Origin of the sequence: Acinetobacter sp. ANC 4169 (genome assembly GCF_002135355.1) — a bacterium.
In the GTDB taxonomy this organism is placed as follows: Bacteria; Pseudomonadota; Gammaproteobacteria; order Pseudomonadales; family Moraxellaceae; genus Acinetobacter.
On record NZ_NEGE01000012.1, the window covers coordinates 14,148 to 31,231 of the forward strand.

The 17,084-nt window shown below is 41.1% G+C and carries 13 protein-coding genes; 3 read left to right on the forward strand and 10 right to left on the reverse strand.

Annotation, left to right across the window (positions count from 1 at the left end; translation table 11 throughout):
- Window positions 1–111: 111 nt before the first annotated feature.
- From B9T26_RS10210 to B9T26_RS10220, 3 genes are all read right to left on the reverse strand, one after another.
- Window positions 112–1,347 (reverse strand): dihydroorotase, encoded by a 1,236-nt coding sequence (locus B9T26_RS10210; RefSeq protein ID WP_086199596.1) that lies wholly within the window; start codon window positions 1,345–1,347, stop codon window positions 112–114.
- A 10-nt stretch (window positions 1,348–1,357) separates the two neighbouring features.
- Window positions 1,358–2,377: an aspartate carbamoyltransferase catalytic subunit gene (locus tag B9T26_RS10215; RefSeq protein ID WP_086199597.1), complete on the reverse strand. Its 1,020-nt coding sequence runs from the start codon at window positions 2,375–2,377 to the stop codon at window positions 1,358–1,360.
- 293 nt (window positions 2,378–2,670) lie between these two features.
- Window positions 2,671–3,012, reverse strand: coding sequence for a hypothetical protein (locus B9T26_RS10220; protein ID WP_086199598.1), 342 nt, complete (start codon window positions 3,010–3,012; stop codon window positions 2,671–2,673).
- A 312-nt stretch (window positions 3,013–3,324) separates the two neighbouring features.
- Between B9T26_RS10220 and rlmKL the strand changes: the two genes are divergently transcribed.
- Window positions 3,325–5,529, forward strand: coding sequence for a bifunctional 23S rRNA (guanine(2069)-N(7))-methyltransferase RlmK/23S rRNA (guanine(2445)-N(2))-methyltransferase RlmL (gene rlmKL, locus B9T26_RS10225; protein ID WP_086199599.1), 2,205 nt, complete (start codon window positions 3,325–3,327; stop codon window positions 5,527–5,529).
- A gap of 31 nt (window positions 5,530–5,560) precedes the next feature.
- Here the strand turns inward: rlmKL and B9T26_RS10230 are convergent, their stop codons facing one another.
- The 7 genes from B9T26_RS10230 to B9T26_RS10260 all read right to left on the reverse strand — a co-directional run bounded on the left by B9T26_RS10230 (window position 5,561) and on the right by B9T26_RS10260 (window position 14,856).
- Window positions 5,561–5,887 (reverse strand): hypothetical protein, encoded by a 327-nt coding sequence (locus B9T26_RS10230; RefSeq protein WP_143223015.1) that lies wholly within the window; start codon window positions 5,885–5,887, stop codon window positions 5,561–5,563.
- Window positions 5,888–6,153: 266 nt separating this feature from the next.
- Window positions 6,154–7,431, reverse strand: a complete 1,278-nt coding sequence (locus B9T26_RS10235) for a DUF945 family protein (RefSeq protein ID WP_171262984.1) — start codon at window positions 7,429–7,431, stop codon at window positions 6,154–6,156.
- 142 nt (window positions 7,432–7,573) lie between these two features.
- The gene (locus B9T26_RS10240) at window positions 7,574–8,698 is read right to left on the reverse strand and encodes a GNAT family N-acetyltransferase (RefSeq protein WP_227518800.1); all 1,125 of its coding nucleotides are present in this window, start codon (window positions 8,696–8,698) and stop codon (window positions 7,574–7,576) included.
- A 54-nt stretch (window positions 8,699–8,752) separates the two neighbouring features.
- A complete protein-coding gene (locus B9T26_RS10245; RefSeq protein ID WP_086199603.1) occupies window positions 8,753–10,297 on the reverse strand; it encodes a GH3 auxin-responsive promoter family protein in 1,545 nt (514 codons plus the stop codon).
- A 2-nt stretch (window positions 10,298–10,299) separates the two neighbouring features.
- Window positions 10,300–11,130 carry a hypothetical protein gene (locus B9T26_RS10250; RefSeq protein WP_086199604.1) on the reverse strand — a complete coding sequence of 277 codons (831 nt, stop codon included), beginning with the start codon at window positions 11,128–11,130 and terminating at the stop codon, window positions 10,300–10,302.
- A 228-nt stretch (window positions 11,131–11,358) separates the two neighbouring features.
- Window positions 11,359–13,941, reverse strand: coding sequence for an ATP-dependent chaperone ClpB (gene clpB, locus B9T26_RS10255; protein ID WP_086199605.1), 2,583 nt, complete (start codon window positions 13,939–13,941; stop codon window positions 11,359–11,361).
- A 492-nt stretch (window positions 13,942–14,433) separates the two neighbouring features.
- Window positions 14,434–14,856, reverse strand: a complete 423-nt coding sequence (locus B9T26_RS10260; RefSeq protein ID WP_086199606.1) for an OsmC family protein — start codon at window positions 14,854–14,856, stop codon at window positions 14,434–14,436.
- A gap of 147 nt (window positions 14,857–15,003) precedes the next feature.
- Between B9T26_RS10260 and crp the strand changes: the two genes are divergently transcribed.
- Together crp and B9T26_RS10270 are read left to right on the forward strand one after the other, a co-directional pair.
- Window positions 15,004–15,711, forward strand: a complete 708-nt coding sequence (crp, locus tag B9T26_RS10265) for a cAMP-activated global transcriptional regulator CRP (RefSeq protein WP_086199607.1) — start codon at window positions 15,004–15,006, stop codon at window positions 15,709–15,711.
- Between the two features lie 187 nt (window positions 15,712–15,898).
- Window positions 15,899–16,948 carry an NADP(H)-dependent aldo-keto reductase gene (locus B9T26_RS10270; protein ID WP_086199608.1) on the forward strand — a complete coding sequence of 350 codons (1,050 nt, stop codon included), beginning with the start codon at window positions 15,899–15,901 and terminating at the stop codon, window positions 16,946–16,948.
- Window positions 16,949–17,084 lie beyond the last annotated feature (136 nt).

The following is a 17,084-nucleotide window of genomic DNA, read 5'->3' on the forward strand; positions in this document are numbered from 1 at the left end:
CCTCAATTGTTTACATAATTATAAACAAAATTATCAAAAAATAACAATTTGATCACAAAAAAAGCCAGCCGAAGCTGACTTTTTAAAATTTACAAAAAAGAATTAAGACATTTAAACCGCGAAAGTTTTAACTACTTTACCCACCACTTTTTGGTTAATCAGTGGGGTATTTTTACCTTGAGAGATAATACTCTCTTTGCTGACTGTCCACTCAAGTTCAGGATCGACCAACGCCCAACCCGCTTCTTCAGTCCAGCGTTCTAACAGATTGGCTACTTTTGCCGGGGCAACAGTCACTTTTTCCACCCACTCCAAAGGCTCGAATAAACCTTCACGAATAAGCTGAATACCAAACGGCACAAAAGTATCAAATGCAGTAAAACCCGGTTGAGTTTCAGCAAATGGTGCCATTTTCGCAGAGCTGCTCAGTGGTTCATGGTGAGTGGTAATTGCATCAATTACCCCATCTTTCACACCTTGACGCAGCAACTCTTTGTCTTGCTCAGAACGTAAAGGAGGACGTACATGGGCCAATGAGTTAAAGCCATCGATGAGCTGATCGGTTAGATGTAACTGATGCATGGCTACATCGCAAGTTACTGGCAAACCTTTTTCTTTTGCAATGCGAATCAATTCAACAGAAGCACCACATGACAACAAGCCAAAGTGGGCACGCACACCTGTGGCTTCAATCATGAGCAGATATTTTGCAATGGCCACAGTTTCTGCCAAAGCAGGAATCATTGGCAAGCCCTGACGTGAAGCGATAAAGCCCTCATGCACACAACCATCTTTGGCAATTTGTGGTTCTTCTGCATAGAACACCACGGTCATATTCAGACCTGCAGCATATTCAAGGGTACGAATCACCACATCATCATTGGCAAATGGCGCATTGGCATTGGAAACGGCAGTACAGCCGCCTTTTTTCAGGCCAGCCATATTGGCAGGTTGATGTCCTTTCAAACCTTGGGTTTGCGCACCAATCACCTGTAAATAGATGCCGCCATCCAGCATGGCTTTTTCAACCAGGCCGTGGATTAAGGCACCATTATCTTGCACAATGGGTTTTGAGTCTGGCGGAGTAAACACATGCAAAATACCGTTTTCACGTGCCGCCTTTCCTTCAGACTTTAAGGTTCCATGTTGTTGCTGACCTGGTTCACGTAAACGCGCGCACAAGTCCACCATGGTGGGCATCAGCCATTTGCCCTGACCGTCAATCGTTTCAGTCACATTGGCAGTTTCAGCAACCAGCTTGCCATTTTCAATAAATACCGTTTGCACGCTGTCTGTTTTTTTGATTGGGTCTAAGACACGTACATTTTCAATTTTTACAATACTCATGACTTCTACCTTATCCCGCAATCGCTTCTAACAAACCTTTTTCCTGCAACTGACCTTGCATCGCCAACGCCAGTACCGCCATACGTACAGCAATACCATTGGTCACCTGATGCAGAATCACTGACTGAGTACCATCATCAGCAATACTGGAATCAATTTCTACACCCCGGTTCATTGGGCCTGGATGCATCACGATGCAATCCGGTTTAGCCAAAGCCAGACGCTCTTTGTTCAAGCCGTACATTTTGTAGAATTCAGCTTGTGAAGAGAGTGCTGGGGAATCAATGCGTTCGTTTTGAATACGCAGGGTGATGATTACGTCGCAATCTTTAATGCCATCTTCCATGTTGTTAAATAGGCGAACATCTTCACCATATTCAGCAAAACCATAAGGCAGCAAGGTATTCGGTGCAATCACACGGATATCTTTACAGCCTAAGGTTTGCAATGCCGCAACATCAGAACGCGCAACGCGAGAATGCTTGATGTCGCCAATAATGGCAATGCTGATATCTTCAAAATTCTTTTTGGTTTCACGGCGAATGGTGAGCATGTCCAGCATGGCTTGAGTCGGATGTGCATGACGACCATCGCCGGCATTAATGATGGCTACATTGGGGCAGACATCTTTGGCAATAAAATGCGGCGCACCTGAAGATGAATGACGAACCACAAAAATGTCCGTTGCCATCGCTTCCAGGTTCCAGAGCGTGTCACGCAGGGTTTCACCTTTGGAGGTACTTGAACGAGCAATATCAATGTTCAATACATTGGCGGAAAGACGCTTTGCAGCTGCCTCAAAAGTGGTGCGGGTACGGGTAGAGTTTTCAAAAAACAGGTTCATGACCGTACGACCTTCAAGCAGGTTGTTGGTAATCAGCTGATTTTGGTCATTAAAAAAGGACTGCGCAGTGTCCAATATTTTTGTGAGGGTTTCTTTAGAAAGGCCTTCGATGGTGAGGAAATGTTTTAAGTTACCATCTTGGTTGAGTTGAATCTGGCTCGGAGTATGCAATGCCGCCAAGTGCATGAGAGATTCCTTATACGTTAAGTCAACGTATTATACAGATATTCCCTATTTGTGGCAGTTGAAGTTTTCAACAATTAGGCAAAAAAGCCTTAGATAATTGTAGATCATTAAAATGGATCATGAAATTCCTATCCATTATTTCAATGAGATAATTTAAACCCGATTCATCACGACAGCATCATCATCGGGTTTTAAAATCTTCAGTAGTGTGGATGCTTATCACTAGATCATTATTAAAAAATCAACTGCACATCATTGCTCTAAATTCAGTATCTATTGATCACCACATAAGATTAACGCAACGCACCGATATAATGATGCGAAACCTGGGCACGGTAAATATCATCTTCGGTGGGTTCAACCATAATAAGATCTACATTTTTTTCTTCCATCGGGCTTTCCACGTCGGGTTCGTCCAGCAAAGAAGGTAAATTCAACACCGTTTTTAAACGCTCAATCAGGCGTAAAAGTTCAGGATCTTGAGTCTGTTGCACCAATTCCACAACATGTTGGGCATAATCAACATCTTCAGCCAAATATATCGCATCAACCACACGCCCTGAAACACGGCGCAGACGTGCATAAATTAAAGTTGCGATTGAAAAAACTTCCCCATGGCCCAAAATCTTGTTCATCACTCTACCCCTTTTTATTGCTATCAATCTTTAATCAAAACTAAAAGTGTACTTGCACCGTTTCATCACCGATAAAACAGAATGCTGAACAGGATTTAGCAAAATATGTACCAATAACGTGAAAGATAAAGATTTAATTTTTCTGGCTCATTCATACAACTCAAGCATATGGCGCAAGAATCCCGGTTTCCACAGCATTCAAAGCCTCAACTTAAGCGAATAATTTCTCTAACAACTTAGCAATATCGTCCGCCCAAAACGATGAAAATACGTTAAAATAGTCGATTGCTTTATTTGTCTTTGGAAATTTACATGAATTCGAAACCGCGTCTTTCTACATATTGGGTCACCTGTGCAGATGGACTTGAAACCTTACTCCGCGAGGAAATTGAAGGTTTAGGTGTTCAAAATATTGAACAGTTCCCGGGTCGTTTGATTTTCAAAGGCACATTGGCAGATGCATACCGTGTTTGCATGTGGTCGCGTCTGGCTTCACGTGTATTAACCCCTATTCATACGCATGAACTTGAATTTACGCATGATGCCCGTGATGTTGCCGAAGAGCTCTATGAAGGTGCAATCAACTTTGACTGGTCGCTTATTTTTGCACCACAAAGTACATTTGCCATTCGTTTACATGTAGAACGTGAAATTAAGGTCAATACACAGTTCGCAACCTTACGTGTCAAAGATGGTGTGGTGGATTCCTTTATGGAAGCGGTGGGCAAACGTCCAAGCATCGACATCAAGCAGCCTGAAATTACCCTCTATGTGCTTGCCGGCAAAACTGCGCATACTTATTGCCTGGACTTATCCGGTGATTCTTTACATAAGCGTGGTTATCGTCATTACATGACTGATGCCCCGATTAAAGAAAACCTGGCAGCAGCTATTTTGCAAAAAGCCCAATTAAAACAACGTAAGCCAGACATTATTTTAGATCCAATGTGTGGTTCAGGTACCTTTATCATTGAATCACTGATGATGCTGACTGACCGTGCGCCAGGTCTGGTTCGCCGTTTTGGCTTCAATGGCTGGAATGGGCATGACCATGAATTATGGATGTCGATTAAAGCTGAAGCCGCAGAACGTTATAAAGCAGCATTAGAACAGCCTTTACCGCAGTTCTATGCTTATGATGCCGACTGGGAAGCAGTGAAAGCCACCAAGCAAAATATTATTGCCGCAGGCTTTGAGGCATTGCTTGATCATATCAAAATCGAAGAGCGTACGCTGGCTGATTGGCCTGATTTCAAGGCTGAAGGCAAAACTTCATTTATTGTGACTAACCCGCCTTATGGTGAGCGTTTAGGTGATAAAGCCTCTAACCGTGCATTGTATTTAGGTTTATCTGCCCTATTGCAAAAGAACTTCCCGAATCAATATGCAGCCGTGATTGCAGCACAAGTTGAACAAGCTGATGTACTGGCATTTAATGAACCGCAAATTCTGCGTTTGATGAATGGTAAACTGCCGATTTACGTGCGTTTCGGCATCATCAAACCGGCTGCTGTATCAGAACCATTTTTAGCGCATTGGCAGCCACAGCAGTTCGAACCAATTGAAGGCGCGCAAGACTTCACTAACCGTTTGCAAAAAAACATGCAAAACCTGAAAAAATGGGCGGTTAAAGAAAATATTTTCTGTTTGCGTTTATATGATGCCGATTTGCCTGACTTTAATGTTGCGGTGGATTTATACGGCGATCGCCTACATGTACAAGAATATGCGCCACCAAAAACCATTGATCCGGAAAAAGCTAAAAAGCGTTTTAATCTCGCATTACAGGCCATTCGTGCAGTGACCGGTTTAGGACGTGATGCAATCTTTATTAAGACACGTGCCCGCCAAGAAGGTAAAAGCCAGTACACCAAACAAAGTACCGCCTCTAAACGCTTTATTGTGCAAGAAGGCAAAGCCAAGATTTTAGTTAACCTGACAGACTATCTGGATACTGGCCTGTTCCTTGACCATCGTCAAATGCGTTTACGTATTGCGGCTGAAGCCAAAGGCAAGCACTTCCTGAACTTATACAGTTACACCTCAACTGCAAGTTTACATGCTGCTTTAGGTGGCGCTGCAAGTACCACCAGTGTCGATTTATCCAATACCTACTTAAACTGGTCTAAAGAAAACTTTGTATTGAATGGTTTAACGGTAGATCATGCCGATGAACAGCACCAGTTCTTTGCCAGTGACTGTTTTGAATGGTTGAAAGAAGGTCATGAACAATATGACCTGATCTTTATCGATCCACCAACTTTTTCGAATTCGAAAAAGTTTTATGGCACATTCGATGTGCAACGTGACCATCTATCATTACTCAAACGTGCAATGAACCGCTTAACCACGGAAGGTACCTTGTACTTCTCGAATAACTATCGTGGTTTTGAAATGGATGAAGAGATTTTAGCATTCTTCGATGTTCAAGAAATTACTAATGAAACCATTGGCTTGGACTTCAAACGTAATACCAAGATTCACCGCGCCTGGAAAATCCAGCACCCGCAAAATTAATCGGCCATGAACCCAGAAGATGAAACGCGATTTAGCGTTTCATCTCGACGGTAATGCCATCATAATAATTCATTCTTAAATTGTCGGATTCATTGACCGTATCGAATAAATGAATTGTGGTTTGAGTCTCACCTTTCTTTTCATTCAAACGTATCTGTTCAGCCACTTTCTTTTTCTGCATCTGATAATCGGACAATACTGTTTCATCAATACTTTGTTGTTGAATGCCGTGACTATTCTGCTGACTCAATTCTTGACTTTCTTTATTTTGCTGCTCGATGGGTTGCTGAATACTATTTTGAACACGCTGAATACTCTGTACATCCAGTTTTGTTGTATCGCTCGTTTGCTCTGACAATTGATTGTCCTCTAAATGTACATCTGCATAACACCATGTACACATTATCAGCAATACATTCATCATTATTATTTTTTTTACTCGCTGCTGAGTATAGTCCTTTTTATTGTTCATCTTCATGATGGATTTTTCCCTGTTATTATTGCTCCGCAACGCTAACAATTTTTTATATAACAACAATGTACTTTCAGTATTTCCCGATATTCTGTAATTCAAGCGACAATAAAAAAAGCTGCACTCTGGCAGCTTTTTTTATTTAATGCATCTCAGTTTAAAAATTTCTTTTCACCGTATTTATACTCAATACCAACCTTGAGGATATCGCCCTCCCGTTTAGCTTGCAGCGACTGCTGCATACCATTCAGCATTTGCTCAAGTTCTTGATCAGATAAGGCTTTACCGCCTTGTTGCAAATAATTCTTCATGATAATTTTCATGATTTGTTTATCATATTCAACATTGGCCTGATATTCGACCAGATTTGGTGCCATTTTAAATAAACTTTCAAAAGATGTTTGATGACCAGGCATCACCTTGCCCGTCAGGCTGGCCTTGGCATATCCATCTCCCACCTTAATTTGATTGTTCTCTGACTCAAAACTAAAACCTTCATTCACAATCGCCAGAAAACTATTCACCACATCTTGACTCAGTTCTTTCTTGCTTTCACATACTTCAGTATTTTTTTCCAATAGATCAAAGAAAGTCTGTATTTTCTGCTTGTTCAGTGCTTTCAGATTCATATTCATCTGGAAATCACGCATACTTGGTGTTTTAGGCATCGTCATTTCACCAATTTTAAGCTGGGTATCAAAATTAACCAGCTGTTGGTCCACACCAGTATTCACCATCAAGGCAAAGTTTTTCAATTCACCACTGCCAAATTGCTGAACATTTCGATCAGTACGCTGGATTGAAGCAATATTTAATCGAGTTTTCCCTTCATCTAAAACAGAATTTGAGCCCTGATTGGTCTCAAACTCCAAATCACGCATCTGTACATGGCCCAATTTATCATTCACAGTGATATTCGGAATCTGGAATTTGAGATTATGTATATCCAGTTGATCAGCATTAGATTTTGCAGCTATTTTAAAAGTCATTGGATCAATGCGTGTTTGTGTCTCTGCATCATTTTTTTCATATACCGGCGTGGTCAAGGATGAGTGAATCACGCCCAACCAGTCAATTTTGGTTTGAGCTGTTAAAGGCTGTTTCAATAGTGTTTGAAAGACCTGATTGCCTTGCTTTAAATGAATGAGTGATTCAATGTGATAACCATTCCAGCTGCGTTTAATGGCATCAGTCCCGTTCAGGATTAAAACATCTTTAGGTTTACATGGATCAAGAGTGAACTCAGCGACCCAGTCTGCAGATCCCTGCATAGGCCCCATATTAAAATTTTTATATTGAATCGATAATGAATTGGATTTTTGATTCTGTTGATAATACGAATTTAAACTTTTATCTGCATATAAGTTTCCGCCTATCACCGTGGTTGCCAATACAACGATACTTCCCATACCCCAGATTAATTTTGACATCACATGTCTCATTTTTTGCTTATTTTGTGGACAAGTATATGTTAAAAAATAAAATTAGTATAATTTTTCACACAATTAGATACCCCCAGTCATGTTGCATGATGAGGGTATGTTTTTTCACTTTTTAAATGTTACTTAGCTTTTAAATCCGTCCCGGCTCGAAGTAACTAATTTTACTCCGATCAAATACCGGGTATGGACTGGCTTTAAAGCTATGGAAATAATGCTTGGCTTGAATGACATGCGAGGTAGTCTTGCTCATCCAGCTGATTCTTGGGTCATTGTTGGCCAAAGTAATACAATAAGCCTGTTTCTGACGTAATTTGGTTTGCTGCTTGGCATGAAAAACCAGGCTGGCAAATACATCAAGTTGCTCAGGATGACACAGTGCACTATGAATCATTAAATATTCAAAGGCATCACTTACCTTGGGCAAAGATAAAACACCACGAACCCCAGCATAGATATTATAAAAAGGTTTCAGCACTTTTAGAGGGAATGAATAATCAACCACACGGGTTTGTTTAAATGGTTTCTGATTCCACAATCCATATAATCCCACCATCTTATGATTTTGATCATACATGAGATAAAAATCATGGATTTTCATCCCTAACCAAAATGGATGACTGGATTCCACCAATCCTGAAAAATCATAATTGGGCAGAAAGTTATAATGCTCTTTCATTGAGAGTATAAAGGCATTCACTTCACTGACATGACCGGCATTCATTTGCTGAAAATAATACTGATCAAATTGTGCCGGTTTAACTGCTTGCGAAACAGTAAAGGTACTAATATCGTCATAATGAAATGGAATTGGAAAACCTTTACGCTCATGGTGCAAAATACCACATGCCACAGTATTGTCTTCTAAAACTACACTTTCAAAAATAGTCTCACGTGGAATTTGATCATAGACGTAGTCCATCAACAAGCGCATGACTTTATTGCCACGATGCTCAGGCAGCATACGTAAGTCTGCTACATAGCGTAGCGGTTCTGACTTGCCATTAATGAAACAATTGCGCCAGCCCAAATTCATCATGGCAACCACTTGCGAATGATCATCCTCTGGCACCACCAACTTTATATCTGGATGATGATATTGCGCATGGCTGGCACCAAGATAACTCGGATAACGCTCAAAGGCTAAGGTCATGCCATTACTTGGCATGGTTTCCGCAATCAACTTCACCAATTGCTTGTCATCTGCTGCTGTGGCTGAGCGCACCACGAAATTTGGCTCATTTTGAGAATGATACACTTCATTATCATTGTCGTTTAATGTGTGCAATACATTTAAGCTCATAGGGTTTTCTCAAATTATTTTTGTTTTCATTTTTTTCAAAGGTTCAGGCTTAATATTGCCTTCAATCATTCCATTCTTCATGGCAAGGGTTTTGTAATAATCCCAGGCATTTTCCACATGTTTCACTTCAGGTTCATCTAACTGCCCGAGGTTACGCGCCAATTCATAATGAAAATTTTCTTTTAATAACTGATCTAAAGCGGCAGCACTAGGTTGTTTATGTATATTTCCTTCACTCAACATAATGTAATGCGGTTTTTTCTGACTGCAATTTTCAATGCCCAAAATACTGATAGGCAGATAATCTTCCTGTTTAAATTCTGCCAAAACTTTGACTGCCACACTATGGTCCAGTTTTTCACCGACCAAATCGACCGTCATTTTTCGGCCTAAAAAGCGGAAACATGGAATAGTTTGATAAAAATCGACGACTTCCAATTCATCATCAATCACATAGCGAATCAAACCAGAGCCCGTAGTAATGACCGGACTGACAATGTCGCCTAGCTTAAGCTGCCAAGCGGGTACGGCTTGCTCACTGTCTTGCAGAATAAATTCATAAAAATGCGATTGATAGCTCAGTGGAAAACGATCTGCAAATGGAATGGTGACCACACCTTCTGTTGCCCATAAACCTTTGCCTTCAAAAGCCACATTCGCTACCCGATTCTGTAAGTCTTTCGCCCAGCGCTCAGCACTGGCTGTGTCCCAACTGGAAATCAGGGTTAATTTCGTCCAAAGCTCTTTCCAGGCCAATGGATCCTGTAAATTTAATCGCTGCAATTTATAACTTTGTTCGGATGATTTGGGTGCCGGCAAATAATTCAGGCCTTGACGTGACCATAGACCGGTTTTTAATACTGTGACAATTTCTTCCTGATATTGCTCAATAATATCGAGCAACTGTAGTGCAAATGTCGGACTCCAAACTGAAATCATGCCTAGATTTTTATCTGCCACCAAAAATACAGCTGTGGCGAACATGGCATCTTCGGCCGACTCTGCCAGTGCAATATCCGTAGGCACAGATTGAGTGACTTTACTCAATACCCGCTTGGAAACATTCAGTAAGGCACTGTCATCATTAAGATTACTATTTTCTAAAAGTTTGCGCTGGCTTTCCGGTAACCAGGATACTGACCAATAATGGGTTGAATTTTTTAATTGTGGATGTTGGCGATATAAATTGCTTAACCACAGTCCAATCGCTTCATCCAGTTCATTGAGGAAATGTTGTGTATAAGGAATAAATTTCAGTGCCTCGCTTGAACCACTGGTCGGCTGAAAACGTACAATTTTCCCTGGACCTAAACAGTTTTTTTCGCTTTGTCGGGATTGTTCAATTTTCTCTTTCCAATCCGCATATCGTGTCAGCGGATATTGTTCTGCAAAGTTCTCATAATTCAAACTTTGGGATGTGTGTTGTTTTAAAAATTGATCCAACTTTTGACGCTGGACCATTTCTAAATCATTTGCTTGCTGCCGATAGCGTTTGAAGGCTTTTCGGCAGGCAAATTCCAATACTTGATGTGAAGCAGAAAGCAGTAAACCCATGGTTAGGCCACCTTAGAATCTGAATCCGAAGCAATATGTAGACGTCGACTTTTAGAACGATTCTTACTGTCGTATTTGCTTTCACTGGTACTTTTGGTAAAGAAACGATTCACATAACGGTATAAATCGCTCCAATGCAGCTCACCAATACAAGGTAATTCTGTACCGTCCACCCATGTTGGATTTTTGTCTTCAAAGAATGCAATCTTGAAATTTTTCTCGCGTACTTCCTCAGTAATGGGTGCAACATCCGCTTTTAAAGGCTGATAGTCCCCACCAAAATTCAATAAACCCGTAGATTTTTCATAATATTCAGAAAAATATTGGTGGCAATAAGACTCTACAAAATCTTTTAAATGAGGGTGCTTTTCACCATAGTGCGGATAATAACTGTAAAAATTATTAGCCAGCAGTAAATAGGTTTTGAATCCCTTGGAGATCAAGATCCAGTAAATTGGCTTTAATGGATAACGTATTTTAAAAGCCACGATATAACGAAACATTGCACGTGTTAAAGCTCGGTTGCCCCAATATTCTTTTTCAATAATGGTATCACCACTAAAAAAAGCATGGTGAGCTTTACCGTTGACCACAAAATCCCGCTCCATCACGGTAGAAAAGCCAACGATTTGTTTGGTTTTAGGCTCCATAATAAGGAAAACACCGGTTTTTTCTAAAAAGTCACGTTCAAAAATTTCATAACGAGTATTGGCATAGTATTTTTGATAAATACCATACATACACTTGAGTTCTTGAATTGTTACTTGGCTGCATTTTTTATATGCACTATAGGGCTCATTTTTGAGCAGACGAATCAACTTAAATTCGATCATGATTACTATTCCATGTAACCTTCTCTCAGGAAGGCGATATTGTTTTTGTTTTAACTGCTTTTTTATACAAGTGTATCTATATAAAGCGACGCTATTTTATGATCTAAAAAGTTGAGAAATCAAATAAAGTCAGACGAATTTTACAAAAATACGATAAACGTTAATAAGAAAAAACCCAGCCGAAGCCAGGTTTTTTCTGTTTTTTTATCTTTGAGTACAATCAAGTGATTAACTTAATTTCATTTTTTCAAATTCAAGATGACCATTTTCTCCTTTGACGAAAATGGTATCTCCTGGCAGAAAATCACCGCTCAGGATTTTTTGAGCCAATGTATTTTCCACTTGTTGCTGTATGGCACGTTTCAATGGACGAGCACCATACACCGGGTCAAAACCAGCCTCAATCAATTGGTCAAATGCAGTGTCATCCACTGAAAGACGCATGTCTTTTTCACTTAAACGTACACGCAAACGGTCTAGCTGAATATCGGCAATACCACGAATCTGGGCTTTTTTCAGTGAATGGAACACCACCAGCTCATCAATACGGTTAATAAATTCCGGACGGAAGTGTTGTGATACAGCACCCATCACCACTGCACGAACTTCATCATCAGTTGCGTGTTCACCCAGTTCACGTACATCCTGTGAACCTAGGTTTGAAGTCAACACGATGACCGTATTTTTGAAGTCCACCACACGACCCTGCGAGTCGGTTAAACGGCCATCATCCAGCACTTGCAGCAAGATGTTAAATACATCTGGATGCGCTTTCTCAACCTCATCAAACAGCACCACACTATACGGCTTACGGCGCACGGCTTCAGTTAAGATCCCGCCTTCTTCATAACCCACATATCCCGGAGGTGCACCCACCAGACGGCTGACGGAATGTTTCTCCATGAACTCGCTCATATCGATACGTACCATGGCATCATCACTGTCAAACAGGAAATTAGCCAATGCTTTGGTCAATTCAGTTTTACCCACCCCGGTAGGACCCAAGAACAGGAATGAGCCACTAGGACGGTTTGGGTCAGACAAGCCTGCACGAGAACGACGCACTGCATTCGAAACGGCTACTACGGCTTCATCTTGCCCCACGACACGGTTATGCAAGAATTCTTCCATATGCAGCAGTTTCTCGCGTTCACCTTGCAGCATTTTAGCGACAGGGATACCGGTTGCAGCACTGACCACTTCAGCAATTTCATTTTCAGTGACTTTGGTACGAATCAGTTTAGGCTCTTCGTTGTTTTCTTCAGCCACTTCTTCTGCATCCAGACGTTTTTGCAGCTCAGGAATGACGCCATATTGCAAACGGCTGGCTTCAGCCAAGTCACCTTCACGCTGGGCTTTTTCAAAAGCAGTACGTGCTTTATCCAATTCTGTTTGAGCCTGACTGGTACCTTGAACCAAGGCTTTTTCGGCACGCCACACTTCTTCCAGATCGTTATATTCACGCTGAACTTCTTCAATTTGTTTTTCCAGATGGGTCACTTCAGCTTTACTGACAGAATCTGCATCCTGTTTGACCGCTTCCAGTTGCATTTTTAGCTGAATCAAACGACGGTCCAAACGGTCGAGTGGCTCAGGTTTTGAGTCAATTTCCATTTTGATGCGTGAAGCTGCTTCATCAATCAGGTCAATGGCCTTATCGGGTAATTGACGATCGGTAATATAACGATGCGACATCTTCGCAGCCGCAATAATGGCCGAATCCAGAATTTGCACTCCATGATGGGTGGCATACTTTTCTTTCAGACCACGCAAAATGGCAATGGTATCTTCAACGCTTGGTTCATCCACCAATACTTTCTGGAAACGGCGTTCCAGTGCAGCATCTTTTTCAATATATTGACGATATTCATCCAGTGTTGTGGCACCGACACAGCGCAGCTCACCACGAGCCAATGCCGGTTTCAACATGTTGCCGGCGTCCATCGCCCCATCGCCTTTACCCGCACCCACCAACGTATGCAATTCGTCAATGAACAGAATGATTTGCCCTTCATATTTAGCCAAATCTTTGAGTACGGCTTTTAAACGTTCTTCAAACTCACCACGATATTTTGCACCGGCCAACAATGAACCCAAGTCTAAAGATAAAACCCGTTTGCCTTTCAAGCCTTCTGGAACTTCACCGTTGACTATACGCTGTGCCAAGCCTTCTACAATTGCGGTTTTACCGACACCGGGTTCACCAATCAGAACCGGGTTGTTTTTGGTACGGCGTGACAACACCTGAATGGTGCGACGGATTTCTTCATCACGGCCTATCACAGGATCCAGCTTGCCAGTCAGGGCACGTTCAGTTAAATCAATGGTGTATTTATTGAGTGAATCACGTTGATCTTCGTGGGTATTACTCATGACTTGTTCGCCGCCTCGAATATTTTCAATTGCTTTGCGTAAGCCTTCAGTGGTTAGGCCTACATTATTGAGTAAAGTTTTGGTTGCGCCGGTTTCCGCTAAGGCTAACAGCACCCAATCGGTAGACAAAAACTCATCCGCTGCTTTTTGTGCATAGCTGTCCGCCAGATTTAATGCGCGTACTGCTTCGGGGTTTAGGTTAATGTCTCCAGTTGGATTGGCGATGGTCGGTGCATCTTGAAGCGCTTGCTGCAACTTGGTTTGAAGATCACGCAGATTTGCCCCGGCTTGTTGTAACAGGCTGATATTGGCCGGCTCTTCTAAGAGCACCGATAAAATATGAATACCTGATATTGCGGTATGGTCTTTACCCATGGCCAAGGACTGAGCATCTGATAAAGCTTGCTGCAAGCGGTTTGTAAATTTTTCAAAACGCATTCTTATTTTCCTCACAACAAATTTTGTACTTGGATAATAGATGGGAATGGTTTGATATTTTTCAATAAAATTTCTTAAAAAATATTTTAATTTTCAATAACTAATATGATTAAGTTAAAAGATAAACCTTGATTATAATATGGGTATTCTGGCTATTTTTTTCAAGTCAATTTAGGCTGCTTCTCTATAAAAATTTATTCAAAATGTATTTTAGATAAAACCTGTATTGATTGAAGGCAGGAAAAAATCTTGAAATGTACTTGGGCTAGATCAACGTTACTTTAAAAACGTGATTACATTACGATTAGAGGTTGAGATGAGGATAAAAATTTAGATGCGAAATTGAAATCAAATAGAAAACCAGACCATAAAATCAGGTAAATTTTTAATCCAGACAAGAATTAAGTCTGAACTTCTTTATATTCAACAATAGGAGTTTTGTATGTCTGATTTAAAATGGCAATCCACCAATGAATTGCCATCTCTATATTATTAGGCGGCTTCAATAATTTCAAAATCGTGGGTAATTTCTACGCCACCATCGGATAGCATTTTACTTGCAGAACAGTATTTTTCAGCTGAAAGTTCCACTGCTTTAGCCACCTGTTTTTCTTTGACCGCTTTACCGGTCACCACAAAGTGTAAATGGATTTTGGTAAATACCGCAGGAATGCTGTCAGCACGCTCAGCTTTTAACTGACATACAACATCTGTCACATCTTGGCGAGATTTCTTTAAAATCGTCACAATATCAAAGGAAGCACAGCCACCAAGTCCCATTAATATCAACTCCATGGGACGTGGTCCACGGTTTTCACCACCATAAGCCTCTGCACCATCCATCACAATTTTGTGACCACTTTCCGATTTTGCTTCAAAAGCAACATTCTCTAGCCAATGAACGCTTGTTTGCATTGCAACTACCTGAAAAAAACTATAAATTTACGATGTACCTGTACACTAACATAAATTGAGTTGATAAGGAATTTCAGCTCTTCTATGTGACAAGTTCATTTTAGGTCTTGTGCGATCTATTAATTATCCATATTCGGAACCGTTAGCATGACTTCAAACTTTTCACAACTTAGCACTGATGCACTGTCTCCAGGTCAACTCCCAGAGTCAGTGAAAGCATTATTAAAACGTGCCTATATAAACCGATATCCAAAACGCACTGCAATTGTAGATGCAGGCTCTGAATCAAAATCGCTTTATTTGATTTTAAAAGGTTCAGTTTCCATTATTTTACGTGAAGATGATGAGCGTGAAATTGTGGTTGCTTATTTGAATGCTGGGGACTTTTTTGGGGAAATGGGTCTATTTGAAGCAAATCCACAACGTACTGCAGAAGTACGTACACGTGATGTATGTGAGATTGCTGAAGTTACCTATGAAAACTTCCACGAATTAAGCAAGCAGTATCCAGATCTGAGCTATGCTGTATTTGCCCAACTGGTTCGTCGCTTAAAAAATACTACACGCAAAGTGACTGACCTGGCATTTATTGACGTATCGGGTCGTATTGCGCGTTGTCTGATTGATCTTTCTTCTCAACCGGAAGCCATGATTTTACCCAATGGGCGTCAAATCCGTATTACCCGTCAAGAAATTGGCCGTATTGTAGGATGCTCGCGTGAAATGGTCGGTCGTGTTTTAAAAACACTGGAAGAACAAGGCATGATTCAGACCGATGGTAAAGCCATCCTGATTTTCGATGTTGCTACTACGGATGCCGAGACATCTTTAGATGACTTCGATGATGAAGAATAAGTTTTATTCTATACAAGATAAAAGCAAATCTTAGGATTTGCTTTTTTTATGCCTGCATTTTTAGCCAGATCATTTTTAAATTTTATGACAAGGTTAATACTATTGATGATTTAACTCTGCGATAAAAATAAGTTAGCCTTGAGTCATTATTTAAAGCCTCATGATAAAAAATTAAGGATGGACCTGTATGCAACTCAAACCTCTAGCAAACACCGGAATTCTGGTTCCTGAAATTTGTTTAGGCACCATGACCTTTGGTGAACAAAATACCCAAGCACAGGCCTTCCAACAACTTGAATATGCTTTGGATCAGGGGTTGTTTTTTTGGGATACTGCAGAAATGTATCCCGTGCCACCAAAACCTGAAACACAGGGTGCAACTGAGACTATACTGGGAAACTGGATTGCACAGCGCGGACATCGCGATCAACTTTTCATTGCATCAAAAATTGCCGGCCCTTCACAAGGCGGCAGCCACATCCGTGATGGACAAACACGCTTTATCGCATCGGAGATTAGCTCGGCGATTGATGGTTCCTTAAAACGCCTGCAAAGCGATTATATCGACCTGTATCAACTGCATTGGCCCCAACGTCCAACCAACTTCTTTGGCAAACTGGGTTATGGCAATACTGAAGCCCAAAATGAGCAAGAAGTTACCGCCTTGGAAGAAACCCTGACTGCGCTGAGTGATGAAATTAAAAAAGGACGTATTCGTTCTATCGGGCTGTCCAATGAAACTCCATGGGGCACTTTAAAGTTTTTACATCTGGCAGAAAAATTAGGCCTGGAAAAATTTGTCAGTGTGCAAAATCCGTATAGCCTGCTTAACCGGACGTATGAAATTGGCATGTCTGAAATTGCCCATTATGAAAATGTCGGGTTACTTGCTTATTCACCTTTAGCTTTCGGTTATTTGACTGGAAAATTCCGTCATGGCGCTCGCCCTGCAAATGCGCGCGTGACTTTATTCTCACGTTTTAGCCGTTATAGCAATCCACAAAGCGAATGGGCAACCGAACAGTATGCGCAACTTGCAGAACGGCATGGCTTAACCCTGACTCAACTGGCATTGGCATTTATTAAACAGCAGTTCTTTGTCACCAGTACCATTATTGGGGCAACCAATCTGGATCAACTCAAAGAAAATATCCAGGCCTTTGAAATTGACTTATCGGCAGAAGTGTTACAGGGCATTGAAGATATACACCATCAACAGCCTAATCCTGCGCCCTGATTTCATTTTAAGCACTGCTTTAAAATGAAATTAGAAAGCTTAGTGCTTTATATTCAATAACTTCGAATTATTGGTACCCTCGCCCCTTGCGCACTCAGAATATATTCTGAGGATATTCATCCCATAGGGAGAGGGT

Bases quoted from the DNA above. Each gene is read 5' to 3' on its own strand.
- B9T26_RS10245 (WP_086199603.1), bottom strand. From the start codon at position 10,297: ATGGGTTTACTGCTTTCTGCTTCACATCAAGTATTGGAATTTGCCTGC.
- clpB (WP_086199605.1), bottom strand. From the start codon at position 13,941: ATGCGTTTTGAAAAATTTACAAACCGCTTGCAGCAAGCTTTATCAGAT.
- rlmKL (WP_086199599.1), top strand. From the start codon at position 3,325: ATGAATTCGAAACCGCGTCTTTCTACATATTGGGTCACCTGTGCAGAT.
- B9T26_RS10215 (WP_086199597.1), bottom strand. From the start codon at position 2,377: ATGCACTTGGCGGCATTGCATACTCCGAGCCAGATTCAACTCAACCAA.
- B9T26_RS10220 (WP_086199598.1), bottom strand. From the start codon at position 3,012: ATGAACAAGATTTTGGGCCATGGGGAAGTTTTTTCAATCGCAACTTTA.
- B9T26_RS10235 (WP_171262984.1), bottom strand. From the start codon at position 7,431: ATGTCAAAATTAATCTGGGGTATGGGAAGTATCGTTGTATTGGCAACC.
- B9T26_RS10250 (WP_086199604.1), bottom strand. From the start codon at position 11,130: ATGATCGAATTTAAGTTGATTCGTCTGCTCAAAAATGAGCCCTATAGT.
- B9T26_RS10270 (WP_086199608.1), top strand. From the start codon at position 15,899: ATGCAACTCAAACCTCTAGCAAACACCGGAATTCTGGTTCCTGAAATT.
- crp (WP_086199607.1), top strand. From the start codon at position 15,004: ATGACTTCAAACTTTTCACAACTTAGCACTGATGCACTGTCTCCAGGT.
- B9T26_RS10210 (WP_086199596.1), bottom strand. From the start codon at position 1,347: ATGAGTATTGTAAAAATTGAAAATGTACGTGTCTTAGACCCAATCAAA.
- B9T26_RS10260 (WP_086199606.1), bottom strand. From the start codon at position 14,856: ATGCAAACAAGCGTTCATTGGCTAGAGAATGTTGCTTTTGAAGCAAAA.